This window comes from Mycobacterium sp. E2238, assembly GCF_001672665.1.
In the GTDB taxonomy this organism is placed as follows: Bacteria; Actinomycetota; Actinomycetes; order Mycobacteriales; family Mycobacteriaceae; genus Mycobacterium.
Genome location: NZ_LZKF01000160.1, coordinates 33,315 through 50,168, shown reverse-complemented (window position 1 = coordinate 50,168; position 16,854 = coordinate 33,315). Strand labels below are relative to the sequence as shown.

General features: G+C 69.7%; 17 protein-coding genes and 1 tRNA gene. 7 read left to right on the top strand and 11 right to left on the bottom strand.

All coding sequences use genetic code 11. From position 1 onward, the window contains the following. Positions 1-11 precede the first annotated feature (11 nt). Genes A5711_RS14030 through cobC form a run of 4 tightly spaced genes read right to left on the bottom strand, consistent with a single transcriptional unit; the run spans position 12 to position 4,022 of the window. The gene (locus A5711_RS14030; RefSeq protein ID WP_067947419.1) at positions 12-1,130 is read right to left on the bottom strand and encodes a bifunctional RNase H/acid phosphatase; all 1,119 of its coding nucleotides are present in this window, start codon (positions 1,128-1,130) and stop codon (positions 12-14) included. Further along, a complete protein-coding gene (locus tag A5711_RS14025) occupies positions 1,127-1,864 on the bottom strand; it encodes a zinc ribbon domain-containing protein (protein ID WP_067947417.1) in 738 nt (245 codons plus the stop codon). Before A5711_RS14025 ends, A5711_RS14030 begins: the two co-directional genes overlap by 4 nt. Further along, the gene (locus tag A5711_RS14020) at positions 1,864-2,997 is read right to left on the bottom strand and encodes a Nif3-like dinuclear metal center hexameric protein (RefSeq protein WP_067947415.1); all 1,134 of its coding nucleotides are present in this window, start codon (positions 2,995-2,997) and stop codon (positions 1,864-1,866) included. Before A5711_RS14020 ends, A5711_RS14025 begins: the two co-directional genes overlap by 1 nt. Further along, on the bottom strand, positions 2,994-4,022 hold the full coding sequence (gene cobC, locus A5711_RS14015; RefSeq protein ID WP_067947413.1) for an Rv2231c family pyridoxal phosphate-dependent protein CobC: 1,029 nt from the start codon (positions 4,020-4,022) through the stop codon (positions 2,994-2,996). The genes A5711_RS14020 and cobC overlap by 4 nt, the downstream gene beginning before the upstream one ends. 81 nt (positions 4,023-4,103) lie before the next feature. Between cobC and A5711_RS14010 the strand changes: the two genes are divergently transcribed. The 3 genes from A5711_RS14010 to A5711_RS14000 are packed head-to-tail and all read left to right on the top strand — an operon-like array spanning position 4,104 to position 6,116. Then, positions 4,104-4,787, top strand: coding sequence for an HAD-IA family hydrolase (locus A5711_RS14010; RefSeq protein ID WP_197520797.1), 684 nt, complete (start codon positions 4,104-4,106; stop codon positions 4,785-4,787). Continuing rightward, positions 4,780-5,271 carry a low molecular weight protein-tyrosine-phosphatase gene (locus A5711_RS14005; protein WP_067947411.1) on the top strand — a complete coding sequence of 164 codons (492 nt, stop codon included), beginning with the start codon at positions 4,780-4,782 and terminating at the stop codon, positions 5,269-5,271. Before A5711_RS14010 ends, A5711_RS14005 begins: the two co-directional genes overlap by 8 nt. 11 nt (positions 5,272-5,282) lie before the next feature. Continuing rightward, a complete protein-coding gene (locus A5711_RS14000) occupies positions 5,283-6,116 on the top strand; it encodes an SURF1 family protein (RefSeq protein ID WP_156673146.1) in 834 nt (277 codons plus the stop codon). Here A5711_RS14000 and A5711_RS13995 read toward each other — a convergent pair. Next, the gene (locus A5711_RS13995) at positions 6,098-7,039 is read right to left on the bottom strand and encodes a cobalamin biosynthesis protein (RefSeq protein WP_369829938.1); all 942 of its coding nucleotides are present in this window, start codon (positions 7,037-7,039) and stop codon (positions 6,098-6,100) included. The genes A5711_RS14000 and A5711_RS13995 overlap by 19 nt on opposite strands. A gap of 43 nt (positions 7,040-7,082) precedes the next feature. Continuing rightward, positions 7,083-7,235, bottom strand: a complete 153-nt coding sequence (locus A5711_RS26870; RefSeq protein ID WP_156744933.1) for a hypothetical protein — start codon at positions 7,233-7,235, stop codon at positions 7,083-7,085. A gap of 94 nt (positions 7,236-7,329) precedes the next feature. Here A5711_RS26870 and A5711_RS13990 point away from each other — a divergent pair, with 94 nt between their 5' ends. Continuing rightward, complete coding sequence (locus tag A5711_RS13990; protein ID WP_067947495.1) at positions 7,330-8,154, top strand: oxygenase MpaB family protein; 825 nt, start codon at positions 7,330-7,332, stop codon at positions 8,152-8,154. On the opposite strand, the gene A5711_RS13985 is transcribed toward A5711_RS13990, so the two are convergent. Continuing rightward, the gene (locus A5711_RS13985) at positions 8,151-9,272 is read right to left on the bottom strand and encodes an epoxide hydrolase family protein (RefSeq protein ID WP_067947493.1); all 1,122 of its coding nucleotides are present in this window, start codon (positions 9,270-9,272) and stop codon (positions 8,151-8,153) included. The two genes, A5711_RS13990 and A5711_RS13985, sit on opposite strands and share 4 nt — an antisense overlap. 88 nt (positions 9,273-9,360) lie before the next feature. Here A5711_RS13985 and A5711_RS13980 point away from each other — a divergent pair, with 88 nt between their 5' ends. After that, positions 9,361-10,641: an NRAMP family divalent metal transporter gene (locus A5711_RS13980; RefSeq protein WP_197500908.1), complete on the top strand. Its 1,281-nt coding sequence runs from the start codon at positions 9,361-9,363 to the stop codon at positions 10,639-10,641. Between the two features lie 24 nt (positions 10,642-10,665). Here A5711_RS13980 and A5711_RS13975 read toward each other — a convergent pair. The 4 genes from A5711_RS13975 to A5711_RS13960 form a co-directional block, all read right to left on the bottom strand. Continuing rightward, a tRNA-Val gene (locus tag A5711_RS13975) sits at positions 10,666-10,740 on the bottom strand. A 46-nt stretch (positions 10,741-10,786) separates the two neighbouring features. Then, on the bottom strand, positions 10,787-11,248 hold the full coding sequence (locus A5711_RS13970) for a peroxiredoxin (RefSeq protein ID WP_067947403.1): 462 nt from the start codon (positions 11,246-11,248) through the stop codon (positions 10,787-10,789). After that, positions 11,248-11,670: a DUF3052 domain-containing protein gene (locus A5711_RS13965; RefSeq protein ID WP_066951594.1), complete on the bottom strand. Its 423-nt coding sequence runs from the start codon at positions 11,668-11,670 to the stop codon at positions 11,248-11,250. The genes A5711_RS13970 and A5711_RS13965 overlap by 1 nt, the downstream gene beginning before the upstream one ends. A 92-nt stretch (positions 11,671-11,762) precedes the next feature. Beyond that, positions 11,763-12,344 (bottom strand): hypothetical protein, encoded by a 582-nt coding sequence (locus A5711_RS13960; protein WP_067947402.1) that lies wholly within the window; start codon positions 12,342-12,344, stop codon positions 11,763-11,765. Between the two features lie 185 nt (positions 12,345-12,529). On the opposite strand from A5711_RS13960, the gene aceE reads away from it, so the two are divergent. Together aceE and A5711_RS13950 are read left to right on the top strand one after the other, a co-directional pair. Continuing rightward, positions 12,530-15,322 (top strand): pyruvate dehydrogenase (acetyl-transferring), homodimeric type, encoded by a 2,793-nt coding sequence (gene aceE, locus A5711_RS13955; RefSeq protein ID WP_067947400.1) that lies wholly within the window; start codon positions 12,530-12,532, stop codon positions 15,320-15,322. A 174-nt stretch (positions 15,323-15,496) separates the two neighbouring features. Next, the gene (locus A5711_RS13950) at positions 15,497-16,825 is read left to right on the top strand and encodes a CdaR family transcriptional regulator (RefSeq protein WP_067947398.1); all 1,329 of its coding nucleotides are present in this window, start codon (positions 15,497-15,499) and stop codon (positions 16,823-16,825) included. The last annotated feature ends 29 nt before the right edge of the window (positions 16,826-16,854 follow it).

Below are 16,854 nucleotides of genomic sequence, written 5' to 3'. Positions count from 1 at the left end.
CTCCTTGGCGCCTACAGGTAGCCCGTCTGGTTCACCAGACGCACGGACGACGCCCCGTCAGAATAGAACTCCGCAATGCTCAGCGATGCCAGGTCGAGATGCAGCCGGTACAGGATGCCCGGCCCGGCCTCCAGCGCGAGCCGCAGCAGCATCTTGATCGGCGTCACGTGGGACACCACCAGCACCGTCGTGCCCTGGTGCGCGGCGATGATGCGTTCGCGCGCCCGCAGTACCCGGTCGAGCACGTCGTCGAAGCTTTCACCGCCCGGCGGGGTGGTGCCGGTGTCCCGCAGCCAGCGCCCGTGCAGTTCCGGGTCGCGCTCGGCGGCCTCGGCGAACGTCAATCCCTCCCAGGCGCCGAAGTCGGTCTCGATCAAGTCGTCGTCGACGGTCACGTCCAGGCCGAGCGCCTTGGCGGCCCTGGCCGCGGTGTCGTAGGCCCGCTGCAGCGGCGAGGCGAACACCGCCGAGATTCCGCCGCGCTGCGCCAGATAACGCGCCGCGGCGTCGGCCTGCCGGCGGCCCACTTCGGTCAGGGCCGGGTTGCCGCGGCCCGAATAGCGGCGCTGCGCCGACAGCTCGGTCTGGCCGTGTCGCAGCAGCAGCAGCCTGGTGGGCGTACCGCGCGCCCCGGTCCATCCGGGCGCATGCGGGGGTGGCGAGGACTGCGCCGCAGCGGTTTTCGCGGGTTCGGCCGCGGCCAGTCCGGGATCTTCCCCCGTGCCGCTGGCGGCGGCGTCCATCGCCTCGTTCGCCAGCCGATCGGCATAAGAGTTGCGGTCCCGCGGAATCCACGTGTAGCTGATCCGATCGAAGCGCGCCGCCAGCTTTCGGGCCTGGCCGTGCAGCTCGACCAGGTCGGGATGCTTGACCTTCCACCGCCCCGACATCTGCTCCACCAGCAGCTTGGAATCCAGGAAGACCGCGGCCTCGGTCGCGCCAACCCGCAGGGCGTCGTCCAAACCGGCCAACAGGCCACGGTATTCGGCCACGTTGTTGGTGGCCCGGCCGATGGCCTGCTTGGTTTCCGCCAGCACCGTCGCGCGGTCCTCCGTCCAGACCACGGCGCCGTATCCGGCCGGGCCGGGATTGCCGCGCGACCCGCCGTCGGCCTCGATCACCACCTTCACTGGTCCATCCCCTTGACCCGCAACAGGATCGCGCCGCACTCCGGGCACCGCACCACGTCGTCGTTGTTGGCGGCGGAGATCCGCGACATCTCGCCGCGGTCGATCTCGAGGCGACAGGCACCACACCGCCGCCCGAGCAACGGTCCGGCGCCCGGGCCTCCCCCGGCGCGCTGGCGTTCGTACAAGGCGGACAGGGCCGGGTCCAGCGCCGCGCTCAGCGTTTCGCGCCGTGACGAATGCGCTTGCCGGGTCTCGCTGATTTCGGCGAGCGCGGCGTCGAGAGCCCGCTGGGCGTCGGCGAGTTCGGCCTCCAGCGCTTCGACCTTGCCCTGGCCGTCATCCAGCTGGGACTGCAGTTCCTCGCGGCGCTCCAGCACATCGAGCAGCGAATCTTCCAGGCTGGCCTGGCGGCGCGTCAGGGTCTCCAGCTCGTGCTGCAGATCCGACAGTTGCTTCGCGTCGGTGGCACCGGACTGCAGCAACGAGCGGTCGCGGTCCTCGCGCTGGCGAACCGCCTCGATTTCGGACTCGAGTCGCGACACCTGAACGTCGATGTCCTCCAACGCGATCCGAATGGCGCCCACGCGGTCGCCGGCGGCGCTGAGCTCCTCCTGCAGCCGCTCGCAGGCCTGTTGCTCCGCCAGATGGCTGGCCCGGTGCGTGATGCGGGACAGCTCGGCATCCAGCTTCGACAGCTCGAGCAGCGAACGCTGCTGAGCGACTTCGGCCTTCATCAGTGGTCACCCTCCAGTTGCCCCATAGTCCATGGGTCGGTGCGAATGGTGCATACCCGCACCGGCAGCGCGGCACCGAAACGCGACCGCAGCAGGTCGGCGGCCTGGTCGCACCAGGGGAATTCGCTCGCCCAGTGCGCCACGTCGATCAGCGCCACGCCGGAGGCCCGGCGATGTTCGTCGGCGGGATGGTGCCGCAGGTCGGCCGTGACGTACGCCTGCACATCCGCGCCGGCCGCCGCCGCGAGCAGCGAGTCCCCGGCGCCGCCGCAAACGGCGACCCGGGATACCGACAGGTCGGGATCGCCGGCCGCGCGGACGCCCCACGCCGTGCGCGGCAGGGCGGCTTCGACGCGGGCCACGAAGTCGCGCAGCGGTTCGGGCCGGGGCAGGGCGCCGATGCGGCCCAGCCCGGCGCCGCCGGGCGGGGGCAGCAACGCGAAGACGTCGAACGCGGGCTCCTCGTAGGGATGGGCGGCGCGCATGGCCGCCAGCACGGCGGCCCGGATCCGGGCGGGCGCGACAACCTCGAACCGGTCCTCGGCCACCTTCTCGACGGCTCCGATGCTGCCCACCGCGGGCGATGCGCCTTCGTGGGGCAGGAACTGCCCGATGCCGCTGACGCTCCAGCTGCAGTGCGAGTAGTCGCCGATGTGCCCGGCGCCCGCCTCGAACACGGCCGCCCGCACCGCTTCCGCGTTGTCGCGCGGGACATAGATGACCCACTTGTCCAGGTCGGGCGCGGCCGTTCGCGGCTCCAGGGCGGCTTCGACGGTGAGGCCGAGGGCCTGGGCCAGCGCATCGGACACGCCCGGTGACGCCGAGTCGGCGTTGGTGTGCGCGGTGAACAGCGAACGCCCCGTTCGGATCAGGCGGTGCACCAGCGCACCCTTGGGCGTGCTGGCCGCCACGGTGTCGACCCCGCGCAGCAGCAAGGGGTGATGGGCCAGCAGCAGGTCACCCTCGGGAACTTGGTCGACGACGGCGGCCGTCGCGTCGACCGCGACGGTCACCGACTCGATCGCGTCGCCGGGGTCGCCGCACACCAGGCCCACCGAGTCCCAGGATTCGGCGAGCCGCGGCGGGTAGGCCTCGTCCAGCACGTCGATGATGTCGGCCAGCCGCACGCTCACCGGCGCACCTCCGCGATGGCTGCGACCAGCAGCGGCCACTCCCGGCGCACCGTGGCCCGCAGGTAACTCTCGTCCAAGCCGACGAAAGTATCACAGCGACGGATAGCTATCTCCTTGTCCCGCAATGCCTTTCGAAGCTCCACCGCGTCAGGCCTGCGGAACAGCACGAACGGTGCCCGGCCGTCGACCACCTCGGCGCCCACCGACGTCAGGCCGGCCACCATCTCGGCACGCAACTCCGCCAGGCGCGCGGCACCGGCCGCCGCCTCGGCGACGGCCTGCCGGCCGCAACACGCCGCGATGGCCGCCAGTTGCAGCGTCCCCACCGGCCAGTGGGCACGCTGCGAGGTCAACCGGGCCAGCATTTCCGGGGAGCCCAGGGCGTAGCCCACCCGCAATCCCGCCAGCGCCCACGTCTTGGTCAGGCTGCGCAGCACCAGCACATCGGGCAGCGAATCAGCGGCCAGCGACTCGGGTTCGCCCGGGATCGAATCGGCGAACGCCTCGTCGACCACCAGGATCCGGCCGGGCCGGCGCAACGCGAGCAGCTGCTCGCGGGTGTGCAGCACCGAGGTCGGGTTGGTCGGATTGCCCACCACGACCAGGTCGGCGTCCTCGGGAACGCTCACCGCGTCCAGGCCGAAGGGCGGCTCGAGCACCACGTGGTGCACGGGCACCCCGGCCGCGCCCAGAGCGTCCGCCGGCTCGGTGAAGGCGGGCGCGACGACCGCCGCCCGCGCCGGACGCAGGTTGCTCAGCAGCGCGAACCCCTCCGCGGCCCCGGCCAGCGGCAGCACCTCGTCGTGTTGCCTGCCGTGCCGCTCCGCGACCTTTTCCTGCGCCGCGCGCACGTCCTGGGCGCTGGGGTAGCGCCCAAGATCCGGCAGCCGCGCGGCCAGCCGCCGCACCAGCCACTCGGGCGGTTGCGCGTGACGGACGTTGACGGCGAAATCCAGCATCCCGGGTGCGACGGCCTGATCACCGTGATAGCGCGTCGCAGGCGGGCTCAAGTTCAGACTCGCCATCCGAGAAACACTAGTGGGCCGCTCGGGCGGGTGGCAGCGACACCGTCACACCCGGACGCGGCCATCGAGGACAATGGTGAGGTGACAGGCACAACGGCCACCGATCGCCCTTCGCCGGGCCTCACCACCGAGCTGGTGATCTTCGACCTCGACGGCACCCTCACCGACTCCGCGGAGGGCATCGTGGCCAGCTTTCTGCATGCACTCGAGCACGTCGGCGTCGCTGTGCCCGACGGCGACCTGGTGGCGCAGATCGTGGGCCCGCCGATGGACGACACCTTCCGGTCCATGCTGGGCGGGGACGCCGAGCGGGCCATCACCGCCTTCCGCGCCGAATACGGCAGCCGGGGCTGGGCGATGAACACGCTGTTCGAGGGCATCGAGCCGCTGCTGGCCGATTTGAGCGCCGCCGGTGTCCGGCTGGCCGTGGCCACCTCGAAGCTCGAACCGACGGCGCGGCGCATCCTCGCCCATTTCGGGCTCGATGGGTATTTCGAGGTGATCGCCGGGGCGAGCCCCGACGGCTCCCGCAAGACCAAGGTCGACGTGCTGGCGCACGCGTTGGAGCAACTGCAGCCGCTGCCCGAGCGGGTGCTCATGGTCGGCGACCGCAGCCACGACGTGCACGGCGCGGCCGCGCACGGCATCGACACGGTGGTGGTGGGCTGGGGTTACGGGCGGGACGATTTCGCCGACGGGTTCGGCGTCACCGGCGTGACGCACGCCGCGACCATCGACGAGCTGCGGGCGGCGCTCGGTGTCTGAGCCGCTGCACGTCACCTTCGTCTGCACGGGGAACATCTGCCGGTCGGTAATGGCCGAGAAGATGTTCGCCGACCAGCTGCGCCGCCGCGGCCTGGCCGACGCCGTTCGGGTGACCAGCGCGGGCACCGGCAACTGGCATGTCGGCCAATGCGCCGACGAGCGGGCGGCCGATGTGCTGCGCGCCCACGGCTACTCCACCGACCACCGCGCCGCTCAGGTCGAGGCCGACCATCTGGCCGCCGACCTGGTGGTGGCGCTGGGCCGTAACCATCTGCGGATGCTGCGCGAGCTGGGTGTCGACGACGAGCGGGTGCGGATGTTGCGGTCCTTCGACCCGCGTTCGGGCGCCCACGCCCCCGACGTGGAGGACCCCTACTACGGCGACGCGCAGGACTTCGAGGAGGTCTTCGCGGTCATCGAGGCCGCGCTGCCCGGCCTGCACGCCTGGGTGGACGACCGGCTCGGCGGGAACGGATCGCCCTGATGCCCCGGGTGCTGCGTCGGCTGGCGTTCCTGCTGCGGCCCGGCTGGATCGCGCTGGCGCTCGTGGTCGTCGCCTTCACCTACCTGTGCTTCACGGTGCTGGCGCCCTGGCAGCTGGGCAAGCACAACCGGACGTCGCGGGAGAACCGCCAGATCGAGTATTCCCTCAACACCGAACCCGTCCCACTCAAAACGCTGCTGCCACAACAGAATTCCTCGGCCACGAACGCGCAGTGGCGCCGCGTGACGGCCACCGGGCACTACCTGCCCGACGTCCAGGTGCTCGCCCGGTTGCGGGTGATCGAGGGCAAGCCGGCGTTCGAGGTGCTGGCACCGTTCGTCGTCGACGCCGGACCCACCGTGCTCGTGGACCGCGGCTACGTGCGGCCCGAACAGGGATCCCACGTCCCGCCGATCCCCCGCCCGCCCCAGGACACGGTCACCATCACCGCGCGGCTGCGCGACTCCGAGGCCGTCGCGCCGGGCAAAGATCCCTTCACCCAAGACGGTGTGCAGCAGGTGTACTCGATCAGCACCGAACAGGTCGCGGCGCTGACCAAGGTCCCGCTGGCGGGCTCGTATCTTCAGTTGACCGAGGACCAGCCCGGCGGGCTCGGCGTGATCGGCGTGCCGCACCTGGACGCCGGGCCCTTCCTGTCCTACGGAATTCAGTGGATCTCGTTCGGCATCGTCGCGCCACTCGGGTTGGGCTACTTCATCTATTCCGAGATCCGCGCGCGCCGACGGGAAAAGCAACAGCAACCCGCGGCCGAGGCGGCGCCGGCTCCGGAGACCCCGAAGACCGTGGAGGCGAAACTCGCCGACCGCTACGGCCGCCGCAGGTAACACAGCGGCACCGCCAGCAGCGCGGCGCCCGCTTGCACCGTCCGCGACAGCGCCACGGCGCGGCGCAGGTCGGCCACCGTCGGCTGGTGTCCGTCGCCCAGGGTCGGCCGGATCTGCAACTCGTGGCGGTACTGGGTGGGCCCGCCGAGTCGGACCCCCAGGGCCCCGGCGAAGGCCGCCTCGACGACACCGGCGTTGGGGCTGGGGTGACGGGCGGCATCACGGCGCCAGGCCCGCACCGCACCCGAGGGCGACCCGCCGACGAACGGCGCGAACATCACCACCAACACCGCCGTCGCCCGCGCGCCGAGGTAGTTGGCCACATCATCCAATCTCGCTGCGGCCCAACCGAATCGGGCGTAGCGGGCCGAGCGGTAGCCGATCATCGAGTCCAGCGTGTTGACGGCGCGGTACGCCAGCACCGCGGGCGTCCCGCCCATCGCCGCGCACAGCAGCGGCGCCACCTGGGCGTCGGACGTGTTCTCCGCGACCGATTCCAGCGACGCACGCGTGAGGCCGGCGCCGTCCAGCATGGCCGGATCGCGCCCACACAGCGACGGCAACAGCCGGCGCGCGGCCTCGATGTCCCCGCGTTCCAGCAGTTCCGCCATCGCCAAGCCGGTGCGCGCCAACGATGTTCCGCCCACCGATACCCAGGTGGCCGCTGCGATGGCGGCGATCGACCAGGGCGGGCCGGCGCGGTCGGCGGTCCGTTGCAGCGCGGCGCCGAGCAAGCCGACGGCCCCGACCAGCGCGCCGACGTGCACCGCCCCCGCGGCCCTGCTGTCGCGGTAGGTCAGCTGCTCCAACCCGGCGGCGGCCCGCCCGAAGGCCGCGACCGGATGCCCCCGCACCGGGTCGCCCAGCGCGACGTCGGCCAGGTAGCCGGCCAGCACGCCGGCCAACCGGGTCCGCGTCGCCAACACCCTGGCAGCGTCTCACACGGGACGCGCCGGCCAGGCGGGCCTACGCCATGGCGAAGACGGCCGCAACGATCACCACGGCGATCAGCAGGCCGATCACCCACCACATCAGTAGGGATGATTCGAGGGCGCCCGTCGACACGGCCGCCCGGTGGCGCGGCGGCCCGGAAGCCGAGACGCCGAAATGGGTACTCATCTGCCCAGGCGTGCCCGTTTTCGGCCGGTTATAACGTCTCGGCCCTCGGCATGTGGGAGTACGTGGTTGACTCGGCGGCATGGCGTCGTCCGCGATGAAGCGGCCCGCGACCCGGGCCGCCGACCTGTTGAACCCGGCGGCACTGCTGCTTCCGGCCGCGAACGTGATCATGCAATTGTCCCTGCCCGGCGTCGGGTACGGGGTGCTGGAAAGCCCGGTGGACAGCGGCAACGTCTACAAGCATCCGTTCAAGCGGGCCCGCACCACCGGCACCTACCTCGCGGTCGCCACGATCGGGACCGAGTCCGACCGCGCGTTGATCCGCGGCGCCGTCGACATCGCGCACCGGCAGGTCCGATCCACGTCGTCAAGCCCGGTGTCCTACAACGCTTTCGACCCCAAGCTGCAGCTGTGGGTGGCCTCGTGCCTGTACCGCTATTTCATCGACCAGCACGAGTTCCTGCACGGCCCGCTCGACCCGAATGATCCGGCCACCGCCGACGCCGTCTACCTCGACGCCAAACGGCTGGCCACCACGCTGCAGGTGCCCGATCGCATGTGGCCGCCGGACCGGGCGGCGTTCGACGAGTACTGGAAGCACACGCTCGACGAGCTGCGCATCGACCCTCCGGTACGGGAGCATCTGCGCGGCGTGGCGTCGCTGGCGTTCCTGCCGTGGCCGTTGCGAGTCTTGGCGGGGCCGTTCAACCTCTTTGCGACGACGGGGTTTTTGGCTCCGGAGTTTCGCGCGCTGATGCAGCTGGACTGGTCCCCCGGCCAACAGCGCCGGTTCGAGTGGCTGCTGTCCGCGCTGCGGCTGGCAGACCTCTTCCTGCCGCACGGGATCTGGCTCCTCGGATATCAGATCTACTTGTGGGACATGCGTTTTCGGGCGCGGCGCGGCCGGCGGATCGTCTAGGCCCGCACCGTCGCGAAGAACGCGCCCACGTCCTCGACGAACAGCTCCGGCTGCTCGAACGCGGCGAAGTGCCCGCCGCGCTCCATGGTCGTCCAGTGCGTGATGTTGTAGACCGGCTCGCACCAGCTTCTGGGCGCCTTCAGCAGCTCGCCCGGGAAAGCCGCGACGCCCGTGGGCATTTCGACGCGGCCCAGCTGACCAAAGACCCTGAAGCTCTCCCAGTACAGGCGGGCCGACGACGCGCCGGTGTTGTTCACCCAATAGAGCATCACGTTGTCCAGCAGCTCGTCTCGGGTGAACACATTCTCCGGGTGACCGTCGCAATCGGCCCACGCCCAGAACTTCTCGACGATCCACGCCATTTGCCCCACCGGCGAATCGGCCAGCCCGTAGCCCAGCGTTTGCGGCCGGGTGGACTGCTGCTTGGAATAGCCGGTGCCCCACTCGCGGTGCTCGGCCATTGCGGCCATTGCCCGCTGCTCCTCTTCGGTCGGGTTCTTGAGCGACTCCGGGGTGGGCCGCCCGATCGGCATGTTGAGGTGGATGCCCGCGCAGTGGCCGCCGTTACGGCCGATCTGGGTGGTCACGGCGGCGCCCCAGTCGCCGCCCTGGGCGCCGTAGCGGTCGTAGCCCAGGCGCAGCATCAACGTCTCCCAGGCCTCGGCGATCTTCTGCACGCCCCAGCCCGTGCGCGTCGGCTTGCCGGAAAACCCGTATCCCGGCAGCGACGGGCAGATCACGTGGAAGGCGTCCTCGGCGCGCCCGGACGCCGGATTGGTCAGCGGCTCGATCACCTTGTGGAACTCCACGATCGAGCCGGGCCAGCCGTGGGTGATCAGCAGCGGGAACGCGTCGTCGTGCGGCGACCGGTGGTGGACGAAATGAATGTCCAGCCCGTCGATCTCGGTGATGAACTGGTCGAAGCGGTTGAGCGCGTCCTCGCGGGAGCGCCAGTCGTACTCGTCGGCCCAATAGCCGGCCAGTTCGCGGGTGTAGGCCAGCGGCATGCCCTGGCTCCAGTCGTCCACGCATTCGGCTTCCGGCCAGCGGGTGCGGGTCAGCCGCGATTGCAGGTCGTCCAGGACGTCGTCTGGGACGTCGATGCGAAACGGTTCCACGGGTTCGACATTCACGCCCCTGAGGCTGCCACACCAGGGCGAGCCATAGAAGTCGATCGACAGCCGAGCCATGTGCCATCATTCGGGCGTGTCCCTTCGTGCCCGCGCCGCGGCCGCCTGGCACATTCTCGGACCCGGGTTCGTCACCGGGTCGTCCGACGACGATCCATCGGGCATTCAGACCTATAGCCAGACCGGTGCCCAATTCGGCTACGCCCAGCTGTGGGTGGCCGCATGGACGTACCCGTTCATGGGTGCGATCCAAGAAATCTGCGGACGGATCGGCATGGTCACCGGCCGCGGGCTGGCGGCGGTGCTGCGCGAGCACTATTCGCGCCGCGTGCTCTACGTGGCCGTGTCGCTGCTGTTGGTCGCCAACACCGTCAATGTCGGTGCCGACCTCGGCGCGATGGCGGCAACCGGTCAGTTGCTCGTTCACGCCCCGCTGCTGGCCTGGTTGGCGGTGATCGTCGGGATTTCGCTGGCGCTGCAGATTTCAGTGCCCTACCCGGCTTACGCGCGGTTCCTCAAGTATGTGTGCCTGAGCCTGTTGGCCTACGTCGTGGCGGCGTTCGTCGTCCACCATCCGTGGTGGCCCACGGTGGCGCTCAGCGCGTTCACACCGCATTTCGAATGGTCGCGCGACTATGCGCTGAACATCGTGGCGGTGCTCGGGACCACGATCACGCCCTACTGCTTTTTCTGGGAGGCCGACCAGGAGGCCGAGGAGGATTTCGCCCGGGGGCGGATGAAGTTCTACGGCAAGGGCGTCCCGGTCGTGGTCGAAAGCGATATCCGCGGCATGCGCGCCGACACCGCCGTCGGAATGGGCTTCTCCAACATCGTGCAGTTCTTCATCATCCTGACCTGCGCGTCCGTGCTGCACCCGGCGGGTGTGGTGTCGGTGGACACCCCCGACCAGGCGGCACTGGCTTTGCGGCCGCTGGCCGGCGATCTGACCTATCTGCTGTTCGCGGTGGGGATCATCGGCGTCGGCTTCCTGGCCGTGCCCACGCTGAGCGGCTCGGCCTCCTACGCGCTGTCCGAAGCGCTGGGCTGGAAAGCGGGCCTGGGCTACACATTCCGCGAGGCGCGCGCCTTCTACGTGGTGATCGCCCTGGCCACGCTCGTGGGCGTGGGGCTGAACTTCATCGGGATTCCCCCGTTCCGGATGCTCTATTACGCCGCCGCGGTGAATGGCGTGCTTGCCCCGCCCTTGATGGCGATGATCACGCTGGTCGGCAACAACCGGGCAATCATGGGGCGGCACACCAACAACGGGTTCGCCAACGTGATGGGATGGGCGATCGTCGCGATCATGGGCGTGTGCGCCCTGGCCCTGATCGCGTCGCTGATCGTCGGGCCGTGACCAAAAAGAAAGCCGACGAGTTCTTGGTGGGCGCGGACGGTATCGAACCGCCGACCGCTGGTGTGTAAAACCAGAGCTCTACCACTGAGCTACGCGCCCGTGCCCGAGGCAGGCTACACGCACAACGCCCGAGTACCCAAAACTCTCAGCCCCGCAAAGCCGCCAGCGCGTCGGTCCACAGCCGCTGGTTGCGGGATTCGCCGGGTTGTTTCATCTCCGCGAACCGGATCACGCCGGAACGGTCGATGACGAAGGTGCCGCGGTTGGGGTAGCCGGCCTCGTCGTTGAATACGCCGTAGGCCTGGCTGACCTCTCCGTGCGGCCAGAAGTCCGACAGCACCGGGAACGTGAATCCGCTCTCCAGCGACCAGATCCGGTGCGTGGGCGGCGGTCCCACCGAGATGGCCAGTGCCGCGCTGTCGTCGTTCTCGAAGTCGGGCAGGTGATCGCGAAGCTGATCCAGCTCGCCCTGGCAGATGCCGGTGAAGGCCAGCGGGAAGAAGACCAACAGGACGTTCTTGGCGCCGCGGTAGGCGCTCAGGCTGACCCGCTGTTGGTTCTGGTCGCGCAGTGTGAAGTCCGGGGCGGTGGCGCCGACGGGCAGCATCAACGCTTCCCGGCTCGGGACTTCGGCTGCACCAGGCGGCTGGCGCTCCAGTCACCCAGGTTGACCGAGGACGTCGGCATCAGGCCGGCCGTGGGGGCGGCCTCGGCGATCTCGGCGGGCAGCACGTGGCCGGGCTTGCCGGTCTTGGGCGTCAGCACCCAGATCACGCCGTCCTCGGCCAGCGGGCCGATCGCGTCCATCAGGGTGTCCACCAGGTCGCCGTCCCCGTCGCGCCACCACAGCAGGACGACGTCGACCACCTCGTCGGTGTCCTCGTCGAGCAACTCGGCGCCGCACGCTTCCTCGACGTCAGCGCGGATTTCGTCGTCGGCGTCCTCGTCCCAGCCCCATTCCTGGACAACTTGGTCTCGTTGGATGCCCAGTTTGCGAGCGTAGCTCGAGGCGTTATCCGCCGCGACCACCGTGGAGCCTCCTTAAACCGTCCAGCGCCGTGCGATGGGGATTATCGTCGCACAGCCGCAACCGCGTCGACACTCGCGCCTCACGAGGCGCCTCAGAAGGACGCCAGGCAAAGTTTGAGTGCCTTCGTCTTGGCGTCGTTGAGCCGGTCCACCCGCCGGTTGAATTCCCCCGTCGCCGCGTGGGTGCCGATCGCGTTGGCCACCCCGCGGGCCGCGTCGATATACGAGTTGAACGCGTCCTTCAGCTGCTGGGACAGCGCATCGTTGAAGCTGTTGCTGACCGTGTCGGCGCTGTTGTTCAGCGCGTCGATGGCGGGGCCCTCCGTGGGACCGGTGCCGCGGCCCGCGTTGAACGCGCCGACGAAGATGTTCACCTTGTCGATCGCGTCCTTGCTCGTCGTGGCCAGGTTGTCGCACGAGGTGCGCACCGCCCGGGTGGTCAGCGACTGCTGCCGCTGCGACTCGCGGACCCGCGAGGTCGCCGACGACGCGGACACCGACGCGGACACCGACTGCCGATAAGCCGGGGCCACCTGCGTATCGGGCCCGGCCGTGCCGTTGGTGACGGTGGTACACCCCACGATCCCCATCAGCGTCGCCGCGATACACCCGAGCGCCAGAGCGCCTCGCCTGGGAAAGCTCCCCGCAAGTACGGCACGCCATCCGATGAGCACGGCTCCTGACGTTACCGGTTGGCTTTGCCGATCGTCCCGCTACGCACGAGTTCGTGTCGGCCGGGTGAACCCGTGCCAGCTACCCGACGTCGGCTAGCCCCGCCCAACGCCGGTGCGGCACGATAGAGGGAGACGGTGCGCAGCACCCCGAGGGCACAAGCCCCGCCAACTACAGGAGCAGTGCGTTGACAACCGAGTTCGCACGCCACGATCTGGCCAAAACCCCTAGCAGCGCAAGCGAACCCGACCGCGTTCGGGTGATTCGCGAAGGCGTCGCGTCGTACCTGCCCGACATCGACCCCGAAGAGACCTCGGAGTGGCTGGAGTCGTTCGACGAACTGCTGGAGCGCTCCGGGCCGGCGCGGGCGCGGTACCTGATGCTGCGACTGCTGGAACGGGCCGGCGAGCAGCGCGTGGCCATCCCGTCACTCACGTCAACCGATTACGTCAACACCATCCCGACGGAATTGGAACCGTGGTTCCCCGGCGACGAGGACGTCGAACGGCGCTTCCGGGCGTGGATCCGGTGGAACGCCGCCATCATGGTGCACCGCGCCCAGCGCCCGGGAGTCGGCGTGGGCGGCCACATTTCGACCTACGCCTCGTCGGCCGCGCTGTACGAGGTCGGCTTCAACCACTTCTTCCGGGGCAAATCGCATCCCGGCGGCGGCGACCAGATTTTCATCCAGGGCCACGCGTCCCCCGGGATTTATGCGCGCGCGTTCCTCGAAGGGCGGCTCAGCGAGGATCGGCTCGACGGCTTCCGCCAGGAACACAGCCATGCCGGCGGTGGCCTGCCGTCCTACCCGCACCCGCGCCTGATGCCCGACTTCTGGGAGTTCCCCACCGTGTCCATGGGCCTGGGCCCGCTCAACGCCATCTACCAGGCGCGGTTCAACCACTATCTGCACGACCGGGGCATCAAGGACACCTCCGACCAGCACGTGTGGTGCTTCCTGGGCGACGGTGAGATGGACGAGCCGGAGAGCCGCGGGCTGGCGCACGTCGGGGCGCTCGAGGGCCTGGACAACCTGACGTTCGTCATCAACTGCAACCTGCAGCGCCTCGACGGGCCGGTGCGCGGGAACGGCAAGATCATCCAGGAACTGGAGTCGTTCTTCCGCGGGGCGGGATGGAACGTCATCAAGGTGGTCTGGGGCCGCGAGTGGGACGCCCTGCTGCACGCCGACCGCGACGGCGCGCTGGTGAACCTGATGAACACCACCCCGGACGGCGACTACCAGACATATAAGGCCAACGACGGCGCCTACGTGCGCGACCACTTCTTCGGCCGCGACCCGCGCACCAAGGCGCTCGTCGAGAACATGACCGATTCCGAGATCTGGAATCTCAAGCGCGGCGGCCACGACTACCGCAAGGTGTACGCCGCCTACCGCGCCGCCGTCGACCACAAGGGTCAGCCGACGGTGATCCTGGCCAAGACCATCAAGGGCTACTCGCTGGGGGCGCACTTCCAGGGCCGCAACGCCACGCACCAGATGAAAAAGCTTGCGCTGGAAGACCTTAAGTGGTTCCGCGACTCCATGCGGATCCCGATCAGCGACGCGCAGCTGGACGAGGACCCCTACCTGCCGCCCTACTACCACCCCGGCCCGGACGCGCCGGAGATCCGCTACATGCTCGACCGTCGCCGCACCCTCGGCGGCTTTCTGCCCGAGCGCCGCACCAAGGCCAAGGCGCTCAAGCTGCCCGGGCGCGAGATCTACTCCGCGCTGAAGAAGGGCTCGGGCACCCAGGAGGTCGCGACCACCATGGCGACCGTGCGCACCTTCAAGGAAGTGTTGCGGGACAAGGAGGTTGGCCCGCGAATCGTGCCGATCATTCCCGACGAGGCGCGCACATTCGGCATGGACTCGTGGTTCCCGTCGCTGAAGATCTACAACCGCCTCGGCCAGCTGTACACCGCCGTCGACGCCGAGCTGATGCTGGCTTATAAGGAAAGCGAAGTCGGGCAGATCCTGCACGAGGGCATCAACGAGGCGGGCTCGGTGGGCTCGTTCATCGCGGCGGGCACGTCGTATGCGACGCACAACGAGCCGATGATCCCGATCTACATCTTCTATTCGATGTTCGGCTTCCAGCGCACCGGCGACGGGCTGTGGGCCGCGGCCGACCAGATGACCCGCGGCTTCCTGCTCGGGGCCACCGCGGGGCGCACCACGCTGACCGGCGAGGGGCTGCAGCACGCCGACGGCCACTCGCTGCTGCTTGCCAGCACCAACCCGGCGGTGGTCGCCTACGACCCGGCCTTCGCCTACGAGATCGCCTACATCGTGGAGAGCGGGCTGGCGCGGATGTTCGGGGACAACCCCGAAGACGTGTACTTCTACATCACCGTCTACAACGAGCCGTACGTGCAGCCGCCGGAGCCGGAGAACTTCGATCCGGAGGGCGTGCTGCGGGGCATCTACCGCTACCGCGCCGCCACCGAACAGCGCGCGAACACCGCCCAGATCCTGGCCTCCGGGGTGGCGATGCCGTCGGCGCTGCAGGCGGCCGAGATGCTGGCCGCCGAGTGGGACGTCGCCGCCGACGTCTGGTCGGTGACCAGCTGGGGCGAACTCAACCGCGACGGCGTGGCCGTCGAGAGGGCGAAGCTGCGCCACCCCGACCGGCCCGCCGGGACCGCCTACGTCACCCAGGCCCTGTCGAACGCCGCCGGCCCGGTGATCGCCGTGTCGGACTGGATGCGCGCCGTCCCCGAGCAGATCCGGCCATGGGTGCCCGGCACCTTCGTCACGCTGGGCACCGACGGGTTCGGTTTCTCGGACACCCGGCCCGCCGCGCGCCGGTATTTCAACACCGACGCCGAGTCGCAGGTGGTCGCGGTGCTGGAAGCGTTGGCGCGCGACGGGGAGATCGACCCCTCGGTTCCGGTCGCGGCCGCCCGCCAGTACAAGATCGACGACGTCCAGGCCGCCCGCGGGCAGAGCGCCGAGGCGGGGACGGCCACGTAGCGGGGGTTCGCTGGTCCGCGAGCGCCCGGCCAGCCGGGCGGCGGGACGTGAGCATGCGGCCAGCCGCACATTCGGCGTCGAGCGTGCGGCTGGCCGCACACTCGACCGCGGCGCACAGCGCACCTCGCCCGACGCTTTGGCGGTAACTTCCAAAAAGTGGCGTAGGTTTTAGGGGTGAATGACAACCCGTTCGCCGGCCCGTTCGCCAAGCAGCCCCGGTCGCCGCTCGAACTTCTGGACACCGTGCCGGATTCGGTCCTGCGCCGGTTGAAGCAGTACTCCGGCCGGCTGGCCACCGAGGCGGTCTCGGTAATGCAGGACCGGTTGCCGTTCTTTGCCGACCTGGAGGCCTCCCAGCGGGCCAGCGTCGCCCTGGTGGTGCAAACGGCGATCAACAACTTCGTCGAATGGATGCAGGACCCCCACAGCAACGTCAGCTACACCGCGCAGGCCTTCGAGCTGGTGCCCCAGGACCTCGCCCGACGGATCGCCTTGCGGCACAGCGTGGACATGGTCCGCGTCACCATGGAGTTCTTCGAAGAGGTGCTGCCGCTGGTGGCCCGCTCCGAAGAGCAGCTGACCGCCCTGACCGTGGGCGTCCTGAAGTACAGCCGCGACCTGGCCTTCACCTCGGCCTCGGCCTACGCGAACGCAGCCGAGGCGCGCGGCACCTGGGACAGCCGGATGGAGGCCAGCGTCGTCGACGCGGTGGTCCGCGGTGACACCGGCCCCGAGCTGTTGTCCCGGGCCGCGGCGCTCAACTGGGACACCACCGCCCCCGCGACGGTCGTGGTCGGAGTCCCCGCGCCGGGCCCCGGCGGATCCACTGGACCGGGCGACGACCAGCGGGCCAGCCAGCACGTCCGCGACATCGCCGCCCGGCACGGCCGCGCCGCCCTCACCGATGTGCACGGCACCTGGCTGGTCGCTGTCGTATCGGGCCAACTGTCGCCCACCGACAAATTCCTCGGCGACTTGCTGGAGGCGTTCTCCGACGGCCCGGTGGTCATCGGGCCGACGGCGCCCATGCTGACCGCGGCCTACCACAGCGCCAGCGAGGCGATCTCCGGGATGAACGCCGTCGGCGGCTGGCGGGGGGCGCCCCGCCCCGTGCCGGCGCGCGAACTCCTGCCCGAACGCGCCCTGATGGGGGACGCCTCGGCGATCGTGGCGTTGCACACCGACGTCATGGGGCCGTTGGCCGCGGCGGGCCCCACGCTCATCGAGACCCTTGACGCTTACTTAGATTGTGGCGGCGCGATTGAAGCTTGTGCCAGAAAGTTGTTCGTTCATCCAAACACCGTCCGCTACCGGCTCAAGCGGGTCACCGACTTCACGGGGCGCGATCCCACGCAGCCCCGCGACGCGTATGTGCTGCGAGTGGCGGCGACGGTTGGCCAGCTCAACTACCCCACCGCTCCCGCTAGCGTCGGCACCAACGCGATGCCGCCGGTTCCGCTGCCGGTCAGGGCCGCTATTGGGGGTCAATCCGAGGCGCAGTGACCCAGGCCACAGATCGCGGCGCGGTATCG